Origin of the sequence: Rhizobium sp. ERR 942 (assembly GCF_007828395.1) — a bacterium.
Lineage (GTDB): Bacteria > Pseudomonadota > Alphaproteobacteria > Rhizobiales > Rhizobiaceae > Rhizobium > Rhizobium dioscoreae.
In genome coordinates, this window is record NZ_VIUA01000003.1 from 365,021 (window position 1) to 382,559 (window position 17,539).

A 17,539-nucleotide genomic window follows, 5' to 3' on the forward strand; every position below is an offset into this window, starting at 1 on the left:
TCATGAACATTGCGACCCCTATCCAAGCCAAATCGCGCATCGGGCACACAGCCTGTCCGCATGACTGTCCCTCCACCTGCGCGCTGGAGGTCGATCTGACTGAAGACGGCAGAATCGGCCGGGTTCGCGGCGCCAACGATCATTCCTATACCGCCGGCGTCATCTGCGCCAAGGTCGCCCGATATGCCGAACGGCTTTATCACCCCGATCGTCTGATGAAACCGCTCCGCCGTGCCGGCGCCAAGGGTGAGGGGCGCTGGCAGGAGCTCTCCTGGGACGATGCGCTGGACGAAATCGCCGAAGCCTTCATCAAGGCTGAAGCGAAGGACGGCAGCGAGGCGATCTGGCCCTATTTCTATGCCGGCACGATGGGCTGGGTGCAGCGCGATTCCATCGAGCGGCTGCGCCATGCCAAGCGCTATTCCGGTTTCTTCTCGTCGATCTGCACCAATCCGGCCTGGACCGGCTTCACCATGGCGACGGGAGTGCTGCGCGGTCCCGATCCGCGCGAGATGGGCCGTACCGATTGCGTCGTCATCTGGGGCACCAATGCGGTTGCCACCCAGGTCAACGTCATGACCCATGCGGTGAAATCCCGCAAGGAACGCGGCGCCAAGATCGTCGTCGTCGATATCTATGACAATCCGACGATGAAGCAGGCCGATATGGCGCTGATCGTCAAGCCGGGCACGGATGCGGCGCTTGCCTGCGCCGTCATGCACATCGCCTTCCGCGACGGCCATGCCGACCGCGATTACATGGCCAAATATGCCGACGATCCCGCCGGCCTCGAAGAGCACCTGAAATCGAAAACCCCGGCATGGGCCGCGGCCATAACCGGCCTCTCGGTCGATGAGATCGAAGCCTTCGCCAAGCTCGTGGGGACGACGAAGAAGACCTATTTCCGGCTCGGCTACGGCTTTACCCGTCAGCGCAATGGCGCGATCGCCATGCACGCGGCAGCGTCGATCGCGACGGTGCTCGGCTCTTGGCAATATGAGGGCGGCGGCGCCTTCCATTCGAACAGCGATATCTTCCGCATGGATGCGAGCGAGCTGACCGGCCGCGCCATGAAGGATATGGATATCCGCATGATCGACCAGTCGCAGATCGGCCGCGCCTTGACCGGTGATGCCGTGGCGCTGCGTCATCGCGGTCCCGTGACCGCCATGCTGATCCAGAACACCAATCCGGTGAATATCGCGCCAGAGCAGCGGCTGGTGAAGCGCGGCTTTGCCCGCTCGGACCTTTTCGTCGCCGTGCACGAGCAGTTCATGACCGATACGGCTGACATGGCCGATATCGTCATCCCCGCAACCATGTTTGTCGAGCATGACGACATCTATCGCGCCGGCGGTCAGAACCACATTCTGCTCGGCCCGAAGCTGGTCGAGCCGCCGCCGACCGTTCGCAGCAATCTTTTCGTGATCGAGGAGCTGGCGAAGCGTCTCGGCGTTTCGGATCGCCCCGGCTTCGGCTTCTCCGTTCGCGAAATGATCGACCGGGTTCTGTCCAGAAGCGGCCTACCGGACTATGATTATTTCCTCGAACACAAATGGTTCGATCGCCAGCCGGATTTCGAGGAGGCCCATTTCATCAAGGGTTTTGCCCATCCCGACGGCAAGTTCCGCTTTCGCCCCGATTGGACCAACCAGCCGGCGCCGAACCGTCCGCCAGCGTCGGTCGGATTGCTCGGGCCGCATGTCGAGCTGCCGGAGTTTCCGGATCAGGTCGATGTGATCGAGGTCGCAGATCCCGAGCATCCGTTCCGGCTTGCGACCTCGCCATCGCGCAACTTCCTGAATTCGAGTTTCGCGGAGACGAAGACGTCGCGGCAGAAGGAGGGGCGCCCCGAAGTGATGGTCAACCCGGCCGATGCCGAACGGCTTGATATTGTTCATGGCGAGCTGGTTCGCATCGGCAATACACGCGGCGATATTCGCCTCCACGCCCGCGTGACAGCGGAAGTGAAGCCGGGTGTGCTGATTGCCGAGGGCCTCTGGCCGAACAAGGCTCACGTCGATGGTGAGGGCATCAATGTGCTCACCGGCGCGGATCCCGTCGCGCCCTATGGCGGTGCGGCTGTCCACGATAACAAGGTATGGCTTCGCAAGGACGTGGTATGAGTAAATTCGAAAAGGCGAAAGCCGAAATCGTCAGCGAAAGGACGCTGGCGGATCAATGGACGCGGCTGAGCACATTTGAGGTCGACTACACGGATTCGCAGGGCGAAAAGCATCGGCTGAAGCGCGAGGTCTATCATCGCACACCGGCGGCCTGCATCCTGCTTTATGATCCCAGGCGCGAAACGGTGATACTCGTCCGGCAATACCGTCTTCCGTCCCATCTTGTCGGTCTTCCCGACCGGATGATCGAGGTGCCCGCCGGCCTGCTCGATGGTGACGATCCAGAGGCCGCGATCCGCCGCGAAGCCATGGAAGAGACCGGCTTTCGCGTGCGCGACGTCCGCTTCCTCTTCAAATCGATGACGTCGCCCGGTTCCTCGACCGAGGTTATCCATTTCTTCGCCGCGGTGATCGATACGTCCGACCGTGTAGCCGATGGTGGCGGCCTTGCGGAGGAGCATGAGGATATCGAGGTGCTGGAAGTTCGCCTGTCCGATGCAATGGCGATGATCGAGAAGGGCGATATCTATGACGCCAAGACGATCATGCTGCTTCAATGGGCGGCTTTGAATGTCGCCAGCTTGAGATAGACCAACGGGTGAGCGGGAGCTTTGTAAAGACTCTGCTCGCCATTCATCACAATGTCACGAATCGAGCTTACCGGGGCGTGCTGGCCGGAAACATTCGAATGTTTCCGAGCCTCCTTCGATCATGGACGCTGTTTCAGGAGAAAGCCGATGTGGCTCAGCAATTTCACGCTCGTTCTTCCCAATGAAGTTGTCGAGAGAGGCGCCGTGCGCATCGAAGACGGCGTGATTGCCGAAATCCGCTCGGAGCCTGTGGAGCAGCCGACGTTTGATGGCGGCGGCCGTTTGCTGATGCCGGGCTTCGTCGATCTGCACTGCGACATGGTGGAGCGCGAGATTGCGCCACGGCCGAATGCGATGATGCCGATCGATTTCGGCATTCACGAGCTGGACAAGAAGCTGGCGGCGGCAGGCGTCACCACTGCCTTTGCAGCGCTCTCCTTTGCGACCGAAAGCGTCTACGGCCACGTCCGTTCGCTCGAAACCACTTCGGCTGTCATTCGCGGCATCGGCAGCCTGCTGCGCGAGGAGCTCCTGATCGATCATCGCGTCCATGCCCGCTACGAAATCACCAATCTCGGCGCGGCTCCGACCCTGGAGCGGCTCCTGGAAGAGGGCTCCGTCGATATGGTTTCGCTCACCGACCATACACCGGGGCAGGGGCAGTACAACGACATCGAAAGCTACATCCGCAGCATGTCCGAGCGCCGGTCCATGTCGCGTGAGGCGGCCGAGGAAGTCGTGGCAAAGCGCATTGCGCAGCGCGAGGATCCTGAGATCGAGCGCAAGCTCCATGAAGTGGTCGACCTTGCGCTGAAGCACAAGCTGTCGCTCGCCTCTCATGATGACGACAGCCCCGAGAAGGTGGCGGCGATGCACGATCTCGGCGTGACGATCAGCGAATTTCCGGTGACCGGACCGGCGGCGGAGGAAGCCTGCCGCCGCGGTCTCTGGACACTAATGGGCGCACCAAACGCGCTGCGCGGCCAGTCCATGTCCGGCAATCTCAGCGCCCTGGACGCGGCTCGCTCCGGCCTGCTCGGCATCATCGCGGCCGATTATCACCCGGCCGCCTTCGTGCCGGCTATTTTCAAGATTGCTGATGTTGTCGCTGGCGGTCTGCCGGCGGCCGTTGCGACGGCAACCTCCAATGCCGCCCGTTCCGCCGGTCTGACGGATCGAGGTGAGATTGCTGTTGGCCAGCTTGCCGATCTGGTCGCCGTCGAACCCGGCTCGGTTCACCGCATCCGCGCCACCTTCCGCGGCGGCCGCATCGTCTATAGCGACGGCACGCTGCATCCGCTGATGGCAATGGCTGCTTGAGGGAGGACAATTGAAGGGGGAGGTCGGCGCTCCGCCCCCCCTCATCCGGCCCTTCGGGCCACCTTCTCCCCGAGGGGAGAAGGGTTTTTTGCAAGCCGCATCTATCCCGGTAAAAGTGCCTTATAAGGGAAACTTTGGCATCCAAGGGAAAGTTGCCGATACCGTCTGTCTTGCCGTCAACAAAACGAAGGCCACCAGAAACGCTCCCCTTCTCCCCGCGGGGAGAAGGTGCCCGAAGGGCGGATGAGGGGGCTGTTTGCCGCTGCAATTCCCTATTTAGCCTGCGTCACCAAGCAGCGACAAAATCTGCCGCCCATCGACAGTAGGGGTTTTGCCAAAGCTCACGGCCTTGCCGTCTTCCATCCTGACCTTGCCTTCCGCCAGCAGCTGCAGCGACTGCGGATAGAGCTGATGCTCGACCGTCAGCACGCGGGCGGCAAGGCTGTCGGCGGTATCGTCGGTTAAGACGGGCACGGCGGCCTGGCCGACGACTGGGCCTTCATCCATGCCCTCGGTAACAAAATGCACGGTGCAGCCGGCAATGCGCATGCCGGCGTCGATGGCGCGCTGATGCGTGTGCAGGCCGGGGAAAAGCGGCAGCAGGGAGGGATGGATGTTGATGATCCGGCCCTTGTAGGCCTGGATGAAGCGGCCGGAGAGCAGCCGCATATAGCCGGCAAGGCAGATGATATCGGGCGAGAGGGCTTCCAGCTGCGAAAGGATCGCCTCTTCATGGGCTTCCTTGCTGGGAAATTCCTTGCGGACGAAAGCGAAGGTCGCAACGCCTTCCGCCGCAGCCTTTGCCAGCCCGCCGGCATCCGCCTTGTCGGAGATGACACCGACGATCTCGGCCGGGTAGTCCGCTGCCTTCGTGGCCTTCAGAAGAGCCAGCATGTTGGAGCCGCCGCCCGAGATGAAGACGACGACGCGTTTGCGCGGCGTGGTCATAGAGCGAGCGTGCCCTTGTAGACGGTGCCGGGAGCGCCTTCTTCGCGAGCGACCATGCAGCCGAGCGTAACGACGGCTTCGCCTTCTGCCTCAAGCACGGCCTTCACGGGCTCAACGTTCTCGGCAGCAACCACCACGATCATGCCGATGCCGCAGTTGAAGGTGCGCAGCATTTCCTTCGCTTCGACGCCGCCCGTCTTGGCAAGCCAGGAGAAGACCGGCGGCACCTTCACCGCGGCAAGATCGATTTCAGCGGCAAGATGCTTCGGCAGTACGCGCGGAATATTCTCCGGAAAGCCGCCGCCGGTGATGTGTGCGAGTGCCTTCAGGGCATGGGTTTCGCGGATGGCCTTGAGCAGTGGCTTCACATAGATGCGCGTCGGTGTCAGCAGCGCTTCGCCCAGCGCCTTGCCTTCGGCGAAGGGAGCCGGTGCATCCCAGCCAAGGCCGGAAAGCTCGACGATCTTGCGCACGAGCGAGAAGCCGTTGGAATGAACGCCTGACGAAGCGAGGCCGAGAATGATGTCGCCTTCGGCAATGTCGCCCGAGGGCAGCAGCTGGCCGCGCTCAGCCGCACCGACGGCAAAGCCCGCCAGATCGTAATCGCCATGGGAATACATGCCTGGCATTTCCGCGGTCTCGCCGCCGATCAGCGCACAGCCTGCATCACGGCAGCCGGCCGCGATGCCGCCCACGATCGCCGCACCTTGATCCGGGTCGAGCTTGCCGGTGGCAAAGTAATCTAGGAAAAAGAGCGGCTCAGCGCCCTGGACGACCAGATCGTTCACGCACATGGCAACGAGATCGATGCCGACAGTGTCGTGATAGTTGGCATCGATCGCGATTTTCAGCTTGGTTCCGACGCCGTCATTGGCGGCCACCAGCACCGGATCGGTAAAGCCGGCGGCCTTGAGATCGAACAGGCCGCCGAAGCCGCCGATTTCACCATCGGCACCCGGCCGGCGCGTCGAACGGACGGCAGGCTTGATCTTTTCGACCAGCAGGTTGCCGGCATCGATATCGACGCCCGCGTCGCTATAGGTCAGACCGTTTTTTCCAGACTGGCTCATGCTTCCGCCTCCGATGGCCGCCCGTCCATTATGACAGGGCTTTGATCGGCTCGCCATTGCATGATAGGGGCCTTTATGCAAGGCGCAAGCGCCGCAAACCCTTCGATTTTCCCCGCTTCCCATTGCTCAAGGCAGATTTCCGGCCGCAGGCTTGACCATAATTGCGGCATCATCCTATGTCCTAAGCACACGGCAAACGGGCGCGAAACAACGGGGAAGACGATGGAGCAAAAGGTCAGCGGGGCGAGCCTCAAGCGTCAAGTCACCTTCTGGGTGATCGTGCTCGTCGTCTTCATCGCCTTTATCTATATCTTCAGCACGATCCTGCTGCCGTTTATCGCTGGCATGGCGGTAGCCTATTTTCTCGATCCGGTCGCCGACCGGCTGGAGCGGATCGGCCTCAGCCGCCTGATGGCGACGGTGGTGATCCTCGTTTCCTTCATACTGATCTTCGCGCTGGCGCTGACGATTTTCATCCCGATCATCGTCAATCAGTTCAACGATTTCATTCAGCACATTCCGACCTATGTGCAGCAGATCCAGCAGCTGATCGCCAAGGCGCAGACGATGGTGCTGCCGGATTGGATCCGCAACCAGCTCGGCGCGATCAAGGACAATTTCTCCAGCATCATGTCCGAAGGTTTGAGCTTCGTCGGCGGCCTGTTCGCGCAGCTCTGGAGCTCTGGCAAGGCGCTGGTCAACATCATCTCGCTGATGGTCGTCACACCCGTCGTCGCCTTCTATATGCTGCTCGACTGGGATCGGATGGTCGCCAAGGTGGACGACTGGATCCCGCGCGATCATGTCGCCACCGTTCGCCAGATCGCTCGCGAGATCGACCAGGCAATCGCCGGCTTCATTCGAGGGCAGGGTTCGCTCTGCATTATTCTCGGCGTCTATTACGGCGTCGGTCTCTCGCTGGTCGGCCTGAATTTCGGTCTGCTGATCGGCCTCTTCGCCGGCATGATCAGCTTCATTCCCTATGTCGGCTCGATGGTCGGCCTCGTTCTGGCCGTCGGCGTCGCACTGGTTCAGTTCTGGCCGGATTATCTCTGGGTCGGCCTGACGCTCGTCGTCTTCTTCACCGGCCAGTTTCTGGAAGGCAATGTGCTGCAGCCGAAGCTTGTCGGCGAAAGCGTGGGCCTCCATCCGGTCTGGCTGATGTTCGCCCTTTTTGCCTTTGGCGCGCTCTTCGGCTTCGTCGGGCTGCTGATAGCCGTCCCGGCCGCTGCCGCCTGCGGCGTTCTTGTCCGCTTCGCCCTTTCGCGCTACCTTCAGAGCGATCTCTATTATGGACGCTCGGAAGCGGGCAAGGCGCGCAGAGCCAAGGCCGGCAAGACCGAGAATAGCTAGACATGACCGACGCAAAGAACGCTGATCTAAGGCGCAAGGCCGCCGAGCAGCTGCCCTTGGCCTTTACGCATGATCCCGCAAACGGACGCGACGATCTGCTCGTCGCCGATCCCTTGAGCGCGGCGGTGAAGATCGTCGATTCCTGGCCGCACTGGCCGTCGCCGGTCGTCATCCTGGCCGGTCCCGTCGGCTCCGGCAAATCGCATCTTGCCAGCATCTGGGCAGAGCGATGCGGGGCAGTCCACATTCACCCGGTGGCCGGCTCCGATACTGCCGTTGCCGCGGCGAACGGGCCCGTCATCTTCGAAGACGTGGATCGTCTCGGTTTTGACGATACCGAACTCTTTCATGTCATCAATAGTGTGCGCGAAAACGGCACCAGTCTTCTGATGACGAGCCGGCTCTGGCCGATGTCGTGGCCGGTGACGCTGCCCGACCTGCGCTCGCGCCTGAAGGCGGCGACGGTGGTCGAGATCGGTGAGCCGGACGAGGAATTGCTGTCGCAGGTGATCGTCAAGCTATTCGCCGATCGCCAGCTTTATATCGATGACAAACTCGTCCTCTATATCGTCAATCGCATGGAGCGTTCCCTGAACGCAGCGCAGCTGATCGTCGACAGGCTGGACCGGCTGGCATTGGCGCGAGGAACAAGGATCACGCGCCTGTTGGCAGCCGAGGTCTTGAACGAACTGGGTGGCTCCGGTCAGCCGGATTGAGCTGACATCGACTGTCACAGTTCCGTCGTCAAACTGATATACGTGGCACAGGATTGGAAAGAGGGTAGGTGGAACATGGACTCGGCACTCACGGAACATCAGGACGCCAACCAGGAAAATCCAGAGACCGCACCTGCGGTCAGCGAATTGCTGACCAGCCCCGAGCGCTTCATCAACCGCGAATTCTCCTGGCTGCAGTTCAACCGCCGCGTCCTTGAAGAGACGCTGAACACCGCCCATCCGCTGCTGGAACGCGTCCGCTTCCTTTCGATTTCCGCCGCGAACCTCGATGAGTTCTTCATGGTGCGCGTTGCCGGTCTTGAGGGCCAGGTCCGCCAGAAGATTCTCGTGCGCACCCCAGATGGCAAGACGCCGGCCGAACAGCTCGATGATATCCTGCGCGAGATCGACAATCTGCAGATGGAGCAGCAGGCTTCGCTCGCCGTCCTGCAGCAATATCTCGCCAAGGAAGATATTCTGATCGTACGCCCGGCCGCCCTTTCCGATGCCGACCGACAGTGGCTCCATACCGAATTCGAACAGGCGATCTTCCCGGTCCTGACGCCGCTCTCCATCGATCCGGCCCATCCGTTCCCGTTCATTCCGAACCTCGGCTTCTCGATCGCGCTGCAGCTGAAGAGCATGAATGGCCGCGAGCCGATGACGGCGCTGTTGCGCCTGCCGCCGGCGCTTGACCGTTTCGTGCGCCTGCCTGACGCTAGCAACGTCATCCGCTACATCACGCTCGAAGATGTGGTGAACATCTTCATCCACCGGCTTTATCCGGGTTACGAAGTGCAGGGCTCCGGTACCTTCCGCATCATTCGAGACAGCGACATCGAAGTCGAGGAAGAGGCCGAGGATCTGGTGCGCTTCTTCGAAACCGCGCTGAAACGCCGCCGCCGCGGTTCTGTGATCCGCATCGAGACGGACTCCGAAATGCCGCTCGAGCTTCGCCAGTTCGTGGTGGAGTCGCTGAACGTTCCGGGAAACCGCATCGCGGTTCTGCCCGGCCTTCTCGCGCTCAACACGCTTTCCGAAATCTGCAAGGCGCCGCGCGACGATCTGCGTTTCGAGCCCTACAATGCCCGATTTCCTGAGCGCGTCCGCGAACATGCCGGCGATTGCTTCGCCGCGATCCGTGAAAAGGACATGGTCGTCCACCACCCCTATGAATCCTTCGACGTGGTGGTCCAGTTCCTTCTCCAGGCTGCTAGGGATCCTGATGTTCTGGCGATAAAACAGACGCTTTACCGCACGTCAAATGACAGCCCCATCGTCCGCGCGCTGATCGATGCAGCCGATCTCGGCAAATCAGTTACCGCGTTGGTGGAACTGAAGGCTCGATTTGACGAAGAAGCCAACATCCGCTGGGCGCGCGATCTGGAGCGCGCCGGCGTGCAGGTCGTCTTCGGCTTCATCGAGCTCAAGACGCACTCGAAGATGTCCATGGTTGTGCGCCGCGAAGATGGCAAGTTGCGGACCTATTGCCATCTCGGCACCGGCAACTATCATCCGGTGACCGCCAAGATTTACACCGATCTTTCCTACTTCACCTGTGATCCGACGATCGCCCATGACATGGCGAACATCTTCAACTTCATTACCGGTTACGGTGAGCCGGAACAGGGCATGAAGATCGCGGTTTCGCCCTATACACTGCGTCCTCGCATCCTTCAGCATATCGAAGGCGAGATCGAACATGCCAGGAACGGCCGTCCGGCGGCGATCTGGATGAAGATGAATTCGCTCGTCGATCCCGAGATCATCGACGCTCTGTATCGCGCCAGCAACGCCGGCGTCGATATCGAGCTTGTCGTGCGCGGCATTTGCTGCCTGCGCCCGCAGATTCCCGGGCTTTCGGAAAGGATCCGCGTCAAGTCCATCGTCGGCCGTTTCCTCGAGCACAGCCGCATCTTCTGCTTCGGCGATGGCCACGGCCTGCCGTCGGACAAGGCGCTGGTCTATATCGGCTCGGCCGACATGATGCCGAGAAACCTCGACCGCCGCGTCGAAACGCTCGTGCCGCTCACCAACAAGACCGTGCATGAACAGGTGCTTTCACAGATCATGCTGGGCAATATCATTGACAATCAGCAAAGCTACGAGATATTGCCGGACGGGACTTCACGGCGCATGGAAGTGCGTCAGGGAAAAGAGCCATTCAATGCACAGCAGTATTTCATGACCAATCCCAGCCTGTCCGGCCGTGGTGAAGCCTTGAAATCCAGCGCACCGAAACTCATCGCTGGGCTGCTGTCGGGCCGCAACAAATAAATTGGACCTGCATGGTTGAATCAGAAGCCCAGGGGCGTCTTCCGGGCATCGCCCCTGTCTCCGTTGTCGATATCGGGTCGAACTCGGTCCGCCTTGTCGTTTATGAAGGCCATTCGCGGTCGCCAACCATCCTCTTCAACGAAAAAGTGCTGTGCGGCCTCGGCAAGGGCATAGCGCTGACGGGGAAGATGGACGAGGAAAGCGTGGCGCGGGCGCTTGCCGCGCTGCATCGCTTCAAGGCGCTCTCCGATCAGGCGCGCGCATCCACCATCTACGTGCTGGCGACAGCCGCAGCGCGTGAGGCCAGCAATGGTCCGCAGTTCATCCATCAGGCAGAAGCCATCCTCCAGCGCAAGGTGCGCGTGCTGTCTGGCGAAGAAGAGGCACGCTTTTCCGCGCTTGGCATTATCAGCGGTTTTTACCATCCCGATGGCATTGCCGGAGATCTTGGTGGCGGCTCGCTGGAGCTGATCGACATCAAGGACCGGGAGATCGGCAAGGGCATCACGCTGCCGCTTGGCGGCCTGCGCCTCTCCGAATATGCTGGCGGCTCGATTGAGAAGGCGCGCAGCTTCGCGCGCAAGCATGTCAAGACCGCGAAGCTCCTGAGCAAGGGCGAGGGCCGGACATTCTACGCAGTTGGCGGCACATGGCGAAGCGTGGCCAAGCTGCACATGGAAATCCGCAAATATCCGCTGCACATGATGCAGGGCTATGAAGTGCCGCTCGATGAGATGATCCGCTTTCTGGATCAGATCGTCGAATCGAAGGATTCGAAGGACCCCGCTCTGCAGGCGGTTTCCAAGCATCGTCGTTCGCTGCTGCCTTTCGGCGCGGTCGCCATGCGCGAAGTACTGACCGCTATGAAGCCGTCCGTCATCTCCTTCTCCGCTCAGGGCGTTCGTGAAGGTTATCTCTATTCGCTGCTGACGGAGGCGGAGCGCAACAGCGATCCGTTGCTCACCGCAGCCGGCGAGCTTGCCATCCTGCGTGCGCGTTCGCCGGAACATGCCCGCGAGCTTGCCGATTGGACGGGGCGGATGATGCCCTTTTTCGGTATCACCGAGACCGAAGAAGAGAGCCGCTATCGCCAGGCAGCCTGCCTGCTTGCCGACATCAGCTGGCGGGCCCATCCCGATTATCGCGGCCTGCAGGCGCTGAACATCATCGCCCACACCTCCTTCGTCGGCATCACCCATGCCGGCCGCGCCTTCATCGCACTTGCCAACTACTATCGCTTCGAGGGTTTGAACGACGATGGAGCGACCGAGCCGCTGGCAACGATCGCGACGCCGCTCTACATCGAGCGGGCCAAGCTGCTCGGCGGCCTGTTGCGTGTCGTCTATCTCTTCTCGGCGTCAATGCCCGGTATTGTCCGCAACCTGTCGTTCCGCCGTTCGACAAATCCGGATCTAGACCTCGAATTCGTCGTCCCCGCCGAGTATCACGATTTTGCGGGCGAGCGACTGGATGGGCGCCTGCAGCAGCTCGGCAAGCTTACGAACCGCCGCTTGGCCTTCCGCTTCGAATAGGTTTTTTGAAGCCTCTCCCCGCAAACCAGGGAGAGGCCGTTTCGCCGCGACTTATTTCGCGTTCAGGAAATCGCCCACTTCAAGAAGGCTGAACTCGTTGTCGTCAGCCTTATCGACGGCACGGCCTGCCGAGAAGGGCAGATTGTTGTCATTGCCGATGACGATATGTGTGGCATCGACGCGGTCGACATTCTCGATGGTGACGAAGGGCATGTCGTAAAAGCCTTCGCCGCCGCCCTGGCGACGCTTGTGATCGGGATCTTCGATGCGCAGCAGATCGATATAGCCGATCTTGCGAACGGACTTGCCGACATTGGCGTCGCTGAACTCGATCTTATAGACGCGCTTCAGCTCGGCCGGAGCCTCGAAGCAATCCGGCTTCGGCTGCTTGGGATCGGCGCAGGCCTTGTCCTTCGTGCCGGCGCCGTTGTCGCGTTCGATGACCAGGGCCGTCGTCTCGTCGAGCATGTTGAAATCGCCGATCGACACACCCTTATCCGCGAAGGGATAGAGCCAGCTGCGGCCGGTCCAGCTCTTCGACGCAACATCGAATTCGATGACACGGATGGCCGTCTTGCCGTCGACGCTCTCCATCTGACCATCATCCTTGTAGATCGGGCCTTCCAGCAGACCGTAGAGCTTGGAGCCGTCCTTCGACATGGCGAGGCCCTCGAAGCCGCCGGAGCGCTTCAGGTTGAAGGCCGGCATCTTCTGCGTTGGGTTGCCGGGCAGCTGGATCAGCGGATTGTCAGGAGACAGGACCGGCTTGCCGTCGAGCGTCGTTGCGAAGACGTCGGTCAGCTGGCCGTTCGTGTCGAATTTCAGCAGGTAAGGGCCGAATTCATCGCCGATCCAGAAGCCGTCGGCAACAGGTTGGATCGATTCGATGTCGAAGTCGGCGCCTGTCAGGTAACGCTTGTCGGCGCCTTCCATAACGATCGGGAAGGGGGCCTTCTTGTTCGGGTCGGACAGGAACAGATTCTTGACGACCTCGACCTTGCCGCCGTCCCAGTCGAATTTCAGCTGATGCAGGAAAAGCATCGCGTCGGAAGAGTTCTGTTTGGAGCCGAAGCCGTTGTCGGAGAGCGTCCAGAAGGTACCGTCGGGCATGGTCTTGATGCCGGAGAAGCCCTGAATCGGCTGGCCGGCGAAGGGCAGCTTCAGGTCGGTGACGCGGGCGCCATCCTTGCCCGGCACGGTGCCGAGAGCGTCGGTGCGCTTGCGATCCGGCGTGGTGAATTTGCCTGACGTTTTCAAGAAATCTGCCGCATCGGCTGGGGCGGCAGTGATGGTGTTGGCCGGCAGGATCGCCTGGCCGACGAGCTTTGCCTTGAATTGCTGCTCGTCTGCCTGCGCCGAGGCGGCAAGCAGAATGAAAAGTGCCGTGGAAGCGGAAAGGATTCGGGTCATCATGTCACCTTGTTGGCGAGAAGTGGTGAAAACAATCCCGCTTAACAGGGGAGCCATGTCGGTGAATTAACGCTCAGGTGAAGATTTGGTGACTGTGGACAACCCATAGGCTGTGAAGCCCTGGCGTGCATCAATATCGGACTGCAGCTAGCGATGTGTATTGCTCACGATATATTGCGAATGGTCTTCAGCGCCTGCTGGTCCTGCGCGTGAAGGGCGATGACGCCAAGGTGCTGATCGCGGCCGCGAACGGCATGCTCGCCGAGCTCTTCCTTGATGATCCCTTCGGGAAGCTCCATCCTTCTGGCAAGGTCGCTTGAAATCAGCACCTGACGCTCCAGCGTTTTGCAGAGAGACTCCAGCCTTGCGGTCGTGTTCACCGTGTCGCCGAAATAGGCGATCTTGTGGTGGTCGACGCCGATTTCCGCCGTCACGATGCTGCCGCCGTGGAGAGCGGCCCGCAAACGCGGTACCCTGCCATAGGATTTCAGCCATGTTTCGGCGTTTTTTTCGATAGCGTCGAGGATATTGAAGACGCAGCGCACGCAATTGGCATTTTTGACGCCCCGTTGGAGCGGCCAGGTGATGATGGCGGCATCGCCGATATAGTCGTCGATCGCGCCCTTATGCCGCCGTACCGGCTCGGCCATGGAACCGAATACCGCACCGAGGAATTCCTGCGTTTTCAGGTCGCCATGTTCCTCGGCAAAAGCAGTCGAGCCGACGAGATCGATGAACAGAAAGACGCGCTCCTCCTGCACCGGATTGCGGTAGCGGCCGGTCAACAGGCTGGAGAAGACGTCGCGCCCAAGCAATTCCCGCACGCGGCCGATGAAAATGACAATGGCGGTGACGACGACAGCATAAAGATAGACGTCTATCTTCAGCAGCGTAAGATCTTCCCAGGAGCCATCGACCAGCCCCAGAAGCTTCATGATACTGCCCGCCATGGCGTAGCCGACGCTCATCAGCAGGAAATCGACGACCAGGGCCGAAAGGATAAAGGCCGGCGTCGGCAGCCGATGCATCCAGTCGTTCAGCCGCGGCAGGATCATGCGGCGTTCGAAGACCAGCAGCGGCATGCCGCAGAACAGCGCGAAGACGGCGCCGATGTACATCGGCGCCTGTGGGAAGAATAGCTTGCCGTAGATGACGCCCGTCGAAGCGACGAATAGCGATGTCAGGATCCAGTTGCGCATCGAATGGAAGATGCCCATTCACTTTTCCGCCGAGAAGCGACGCCTGTCATCGACGCGGGATTGCGCCGGCAAACTGGAACGTCATCGAATAAAACGATTACACAAGACGTTCATTTCACGAGATTTGCGGCGCAATCGTGATGGCAGCCGGCATCTCGATGCACGAATCATACGCAATCATAAGACGGCGGGAAAGGAGAATGTAGCGGCTAGAGGGCGATGGTCTCGATCCGCTTGCCGACGAAGCGCAGGGCCACCTGACCCTGGATCAGCTGCAGGGCAGTCTCGCCGAAAAGATCTCGACGCCAGCCGGTCAGAGCCGCAACATCGGCCTTCTCGCCCTCGGCGGCGATCTTGTCGAGATCGTCGCTGTTGGCGATGACCTTCGGCGCAACGCCATGCTTTTCCGCAATCAGCTTCAAAAGGACCTTCAACAGTTCGGAAGCCGCTGCCGTGCCCTCGGGAGCCTGCTGGTGGCGCGGCGGATGCGGCATTTCTGCCTTCGGCAGCGCCAGCGCCGCGTTGATCGCTTCAAGCACCGCAGTGCCGGCGGCAGAGCGCTCCCAACCCTTCGGGATGGTGCGCAGCCGCGCCAGCGCCTCGGTGTCCTTCGGCTGCTGCTGCGCAATCTCATAGATCGCGTCATCCTTCAGCACGCGGGCGCGCGGAACGTTGCGGGCGCGCGCCTCGCGTTCGCGCCAGGCGGCCACGAACTTGAGGACGGCCAGTTCCTGCGGCTTGCGTAGCCGCATCTTCAACCGCTGCCATGCATCGTCCGGATGCAGGTCGTAGGTCTCTCGCGCTTCGAGGATCGCCATCTCCTCCTGCAGCCAGGAGGCGCGCCCTTCGCGCTGTAATTGCTCCTTGAGCGAGAGATAGACGTCGCGCAGATGCGTCACGTCGGCGAGTGCATAGTCGAGCTGCTTTTCCGAGAGCGGGCGCCGGCTCCAGTCGGTAAAGCGCGAGGATTTGTCGATATGGACATTCTTGATGCGGCTGACGAGCTGATCGTAGGAAACCGAATCGCCGAAGCCGCAGACCATCGCCGCAACTTGGGTATCGAAGATCGGATGCGGAATGAGATTGCCGCGATGGAAGATGATTTCGATATCCTGGCGTGCAGCATGAAACACCTTCAAAACCGATGGATTGGCCATCAGTTCGAAGAAGGGTGCCAGATCCAGCCCCTTGGCCAGCGGATCCACCAGCACTTCGGTGGTGGGGCTTGCCATCTGTATCAAACACAGCTCCGGCCAGAAGGTCGTTTCTCGCAGGAATTCCGTATCGATGGTGATGAATTCCGACTTGGCCAGCTCTTGGCAGGCCGCCTCCAATTGGGCGGTAGTTTCGATCATATCAACACATTCAATGGTAAAATACTTTCTTAACTTCCTTCTCCTTTCAGCCGGATATGTCAATACTTTCGCGGACAAAGCCCTTGCCGCATTTCGCTTTTCGCTGAAATTGCCGGAAACAGAGATGGCTTTGACCAAGGCCACTGGAAATTGAAGAGGCTCGCAACCGGCTAGGCCACCCGCACGTAACTCGTCATGCCGGTCTTTTGATGTTCGATGATATGGCAATGTAGTAGCCAGTCGCCGGGATTGTCGGCAACGAAGGCAAGCTGCACCTTTTCATCCGGCTGGATCAGATAGGTATCGGAGACGAAGGGCTGCACCTGCCGCGTCGAAGAGGAGATGACGGTAAAGCTCATTCCGTGCAAGTGGATCGGATGGCTGTGCGGCGTGACGTTTTCCATGTCTATGATATAGCTCTTGCCGAGCTTGAGTTCGGCAAGCGGCGCGGTCGGATCGGGCGTATCGCCCGGCCACGGCACCTTGTTGATCGCCCAGAAACTGTAGCCGAGCGAGCCGCAAATGCTGTTGTCGGCGGTATTCTCCGCCGTCGAGCTCAGGATCAGCGGAATATGGGTGGCGGAACCGAGATCTGCCTTCTGCACGGGATTGTCTTCAAGCGGCGCCAGATCGCGCATGTCTCGCTTCAATGATGCGCCCACGGCGCGTAGCGTCGCCAGCACCTTCGGATTGGTCCCTTTGATGTCCTCGAGCTTGACGACCGCGCCTTCGCTGTCGGGCATGCGCACCGCAAGCTCCAGCCGCTGTCCCGGTCCGAGCTGCAAAAGATCGAGCGGAAAGCGCTGCGGCACGGGATTGCCGTCGATCGCGATCACAGTCGCCTCGGCGCCGTCCATGCGGAAGGAATAGATGCGCGTGACGTCGGTGATGGCAATGCGCAGCCGCACCAGCCCGCCGGAAGGCGCGTCATATCGCGGCTCCGGCTGCCAATTGGCGGTCCGCACCGTGCCATAGGTGCCGGATTTGGCCGCATCGCGCGGCCGGAACTGGGCGATGAACTGTCCGTCGCTGCCGAGCCGCCAATCGCGCAGATTGAGCACTACTTCCGAATCGAAGGCGGGATCCTTGGGGTTCTCGACCACGATGACGCCGGTCATGCCGTGGCCCATCTGCTCCAGCGTATTGCAATGCGGGTGATACCAGAAGGTGCCGGCGTCCGGCGGCGTAAAGGCGTAGTCGAAATGATCGCCGGTATAAATATAAGGCTGAGTTAGGAACGGCACGCCGTCCATATTGTTGGGCAGACGAATGCCGTGCCAGTGAATGGTCGTCGGATCGTCTATGCCGTTGATCAGTCGCGCGGCGAAGGGTTCCCCCTTCTTCATGCGCACGACCGGCGGAATGCCGGCGTCCCCATAGGTGAGCACGTTCTTGGTTTTGCCGCCGTCGGTAAGGTTTGCCTCGATCTTGGCCGTCTTCAGCGTGAGTGGCTCGGCGGCCGCCGCCTTGCCCGCAAACTTCCCGGCGATCCCGATACCAACGCCATAAGCGCCCGCAACGGCTGAAGCTTTCAAAAGATTGCGGCGGGTAAGGATCGGCATGTCGGGCTCCGGGGGCGAAGATATATGGATGTCTGTTTAAAGTTGACCGCAATGTTCAGCAATAGCATCGAGGTAGCCAAA

Annotated in this window: 13 protein-coding genes; 7 read left to right on the forward strand and 6 right to left on the reverse strand. The window is 60.6% G+C overall.

Features of this window, described 5'->3' with window-relative positions:
* Window positions 1-2 precede the first annotated feature (2 nt).
* The 3 genes from FBZ97_RS14430 (at window position 3) to FBZ97_RS14440 (ending at window position 4,036) form a co-directional block, all read left to right on the forward strand.
* Window positions 3-2,126, forward strand: a complete 2,124-nt coding sequence (locus tag FBZ97_RS14430; RefSeq protein WP_246661769.1) for a molybdopterin oxidoreductase family protein — start codon at window positions 3-5, stop codon at window positions 2,124-2,126.
* A complete protein-coding gene (locus FBZ97_RS14435; RefSeq protein ID WP_145320512.1) occupies window positions 2,123-2,716 on the forward strand; it encodes an NUDIX domain-containing protein in 594 nt (197 codons plus the stop codon). The genes FBZ97_RS14430 and FBZ97_RS14435 overlap by 4 nt, the downstream gene beginning before the upstream one ends.
* 147 nt (window positions 2,717-2,863) lie before the next feature.
* Window positions 2,864-4,036 (forward strand): alpha-D-ribose 1-methylphosphonate 5-triphosphate diphosphatase, encoded by a 1,173-nt coding sequence (locus tag FBZ97_RS14440; RefSeq protein ID WP_145320510.1) that lies wholly within the window; start codon window positions 2,864-2,866, stop codon window positions 4,034-4,036.
* A gap of 276 nt (window positions 4,037-4,312) precedes the next feature.
* Here FBZ97_RS14440 and purN read toward each other — a convergent pair whose 3' ends face one another.
* Window positions 4,313-4,984 (reverse strand): phosphoribosylglycinamide formyltransferase, encoded by a 672-nt coding sequence (gene purN / locus FBZ97_RS14445; RefSeq protein ID WP_145320508.1) that lies wholly within the window; start codon window positions 4,982-4,984, stop codon window positions 4,313-4,315.
* Window positions 4,981-6,054 (reverse strand): phosphoribosylformylglycinamidine cyclo-ligase, encoded by a 1,074-nt coding sequence (purM, locus tag FBZ97_RS14450; protein WP_145320506.1) that lies wholly within the window; start codon window positions 6,052-6,054, stop codon window positions 4,981-4,983. Before purM ends, purN begins: the two co-directional genes overlap by 4 nt.
* A gap of 222 nt (window positions 6,055-6,276) precedes the next feature.
* Here purM and FBZ97_RS14455 point away from each other — a divergent pair, with 222 nt between their 5' ends.
* The 4 genes from FBZ97_RS14455 to ppx all read left to right on the forward strand — a co-directional run bounded on the left by FBZ97_RS14455 (window position 6,277) and on the right by ppx (window position 11,932).
* On the forward strand, window positions 6,277-7,407 hold the full coding sequence (locus tag FBZ97_RS14455; protein ID WP_113329052.1) for an AI-2E family transporter: 1,131 nt from the start codon (window positions 6,277-6,279) through the stop codon (window positions 7,405-7,407).
* Window positions 7,408-7,409: 2 nt separating this feature from the next.
* On the forward strand, window positions 7,410-8,123 hold the full coding sequence (gene hdaA / locus FBZ97_RS14460; protein ID WP_145320504.1) for a DnaA regulatory inactivator HdaA: 714 nt from the start codon (window positions 7,410-7,412) through the stop codon (window positions 8,121-8,123).
* A 75-nt stretch (window positions 8,124-8,198) separates the two neighbouring features.
* Entirely contained in the window at window positions 8,199-10,400 is a 2,202-nt protein-coding gene (locus tag FBZ97_RS14465; protein ID WP_145320502.1) for an RNA degradosome polyphosphate kinase, read from the forward strand.
* Window positions 10,401-10,411: 11 nt separating this feature from the next.
* Window positions 10,412-11,932, forward strand: a complete 1,521-nt coding sequence (gene ppx, locus FBZ97_RS14470; protein WP_113329049.1) for an exopolyphosphatase — start codon at window positions 10,412-10,414, stop codon at window positions 11,930-11,932.
* A 51-nt stretch (window positions 11,933-11,983) separates the two neighbouring features.
* On the opposite strand, the gene FBZ97_RS14475 is transcribed toward ppx, so the two are convergent.
* From FBZ97_RS14475 to FBZ97_RS14490, 4 genes are all read right to left on the reverse strand, one after another.
* Window positions 11,984-13,342, reverse strand: a complete 1,359-nt coding sequence (locus tag FBZ97_RS14475; RefSeq protein WP_113354734.1) for an esterase-like activity of phytase family protein — start codon at window positions 13,340-13,342, stop codon at window positions 11,984-11,986.
* A gap of 164 nt (window positions 13,343-13,506) precedes the next feature.
* Window positions 13,507-14,559, reverse strand: a complete 1,053-nt coding sequence (locus FBZ97_RS14480) for an adenylate/guanylate cyclase domain-containing protein (RefSeq protein WP_145320500.1) — start codon at window positions 14,557-14,559, stop codon at window positions 13,507-13,509.
* A gap of 191 nt (window positions 14,560-14,750) precedes the next feature.
* Window positions 14,751-15,896 carry a ribonuclease D gene (gene rnd, locus FBZ97_RS14485; RefSeq protein ID WP_113354701.1) on the reverse strand — a complete coding sequence of 382 codons (1,146 nt, stop codon included), beginning with the start codon at window positions 15,894-15,896 and terminating at the stop codon, window positions 14,751-14,753.
* A gap of 170 nt (window positions 15,897-16,066) precedes the next feature.
* Window positions 16,067-17,458 (reverse strand): multicopper oxidase family protein, encoded by a 1,392-nt coding sequence (locus tag FBZ97_RS14490; protein WP_145320498.1) that lies wholly within the window; start codon window positions 17,456-17,458, stop codon window positions 16,067-16,069.
* Window positions 17,459-17,539 lie beyond the last annotated feature (81 nt).

Bases quoted from the DNA above. Each gene is read 5' to 3' on its own strand.
- FBZ97_RS14430 (WP_246661769.1), top strand. From the start codon at position 3: ATGAACATTGCGACCCCTATCCAAGCCAAATCGCGCATCGGGCACACA.
- FBZ97_RS14435 (WP_145320512.1), top strand. From the start codon at position 2,123: ATGAGTAAATTCGAAAAGGCGAAAGCCGAAATCGTCAGCGAAAGGACG.
- FBZ97_RS14440 (WP_145320510.1), top strand. From the start codon at position 2,864: ATGTGGCTCAGCAATTTCACGCTCGTTCTTCCCAATGAAGTTGTCGAG.
- purN (WP_145320508.1), bottom strand. From the start codon at position 4,984: ATGACCACGCCGCGCAAACGCGTCGTCGTCTTCATCTCGGGCGGCGGC.
- purM (WP_145320506.1), bottom strand. From the start codon at position 6,054: ATGAGCCAGTCTGGAAAAAACGGTCTGACCTATAGCGACGCGGGCGTC.
- FBZ97_RS14455 (WP_113329052.1), top strand. From the start codon at position 6,277: ATGGAGCAAAAGGTCAGCGGGGCGAGCCTCAAGCGTCAAGTCACCTTC.
- hdaA (WP_145320504.1), top strand. From the start codon at position 7,410: ATGACCGACGCAAAGAACGCTGATCTAAGGCGCAAGGCCGCCGAGCAG.
- FBZ97_RS14465 (WP_145320502.1), top strand. From the start codon at position 8,199: ATGGACTCGGCACTCACGGAACATCAGGACGCCAACCAGGAAAATCCA.
- ppx (WP_113329049.1), top strand. From the start codon at position 10,412: ATGGTTGAATCAGAAGCCCAGGGGCGTCTTCCGGGCATCGCCCCTGTC.
- FBZ97_RS14475 (WP_113354734.1), bottom strand. From the start codon at position 13,342: ATGACCCGAATCCTTTCCGCTTCCACGGCACTTTTCATTCTGCTTGCC.
- FBZ97_RS14480 (WP_145320500.1), bottom strand. From the start codon at position 14,559: ATGGGCATCTTCCATTCGATGCGCAACTGGATCCTGACATCGCTATTC.
- rnd (WP_113354701.1), bottom strand. From the start codon at position 15,896: ATGATCGAAACTACCGCCCAATTGGAGGCGGCCTGCCAAGAGCTGGCC.
- FBZ97_RS14490 (WP_145320498.1), bottom strand. From the start codon at position 17,458: ATGCCGATCCTTACCCGCCGCAATCTTTTGAAAGCTTCAGCCGTTGCG.